This is a genomic window from Amycolatopsis kentuckyensis (assembly GCF_002155975.1).
GTDB classification, from domain to species: domain Bacteria; phylum Actinomycetota; class Actinomycetes; order Mycobacteriales; family Pseudonocardiaceae; genus Amycolatopsis; species Amycolatopsis kentuckyensis.
In genome coordinates this window covers 1-741 of record NZ_MUMI01000827.1, presented here as the reverse complement: position 1 = coordinate 741, position 741 = coordinate 1, and the positions used below count along the sequence as shown (strand labels likewise).

General features: G+C 78.1%; 1 protein-coding gene. It reads left to right on the top strand.

Going from position 1 to position 741, the window contains the following annotated elements:
* Nucleotides 1–64: 64 nt before the first annotated feature.
* Nucleotides 65–741: Rossmann-fold NAD(P)-binding domain-containing protein (locus CCN39_RS48400; RefSeq protein ID WP_491844443.1), on the top strand; the 677-nt coding region annotated here is incomplete at its 3' end.

Below are 741 nucleotides of genomic sequence, written 5' to 3'. Positions count from 1 at the left end.
CCGCGCGGCACGGGCTCACGCTGCGCAGAGTCGTCGTGCTGCCCCTCGGTGGGGACGGCCTGTGGTGACCGGGCCGGCCGAGCGGGCGCTGTCGCCGGGCGTCCCGTTCGCCACTTCGTCGTTCGAGGTGACCTGGCCGGAGGTGCCGTTGCCGCCGGCCGCGTCACCCGGGCCGGGCGCGTGGCTGCTGCTCACCGACGAGCACCCGGCGGCGCTCGGCCGGGCCGTCGCGCTCGCCCTGGCGCTGGCCGCGGCGGGGGACGACGCGCTGTCGCTGCCGCGCGACGACCTCGGCGAGCTGCCCGGGTTCCTGGCCGAACGGCCGGTGCGCGGCGTCGTCTTCCTCGCCGGATCACCCTACGCCTACCACGATCCCGAGGCCGCGCAGGAGCTGCTGCTTTCGGTGCAGTCCGTGGTCGCGCGGCTCGGCTTCGGCGTCCGGTTCCACCTGGTCACGCAGGCGGCGGGCGAGCCGGGCCTGGCGTTCCTGCGCGGGCTGGTGCGGGTGCTCGCGGTCGAGCGCCCGCAGCTGCGGGCGAGCCTGGTCGACGTCGACGCGCGGTCCGAGGTGGACGTCCTGGTGCGCGAGCTGCGGGCGGACGCGCCGGACGACGAAGTGCGCTGGCGGCACGACGTCCGGTACGCGGCGCGGCTGGCCCGCGTCCCGGTCGCCACCGACGTGCCGACCGGGTCGGGCGCGTACGTGGTCACCGGCGGCCTCGGGCCCGCGGCCGCGCGGTG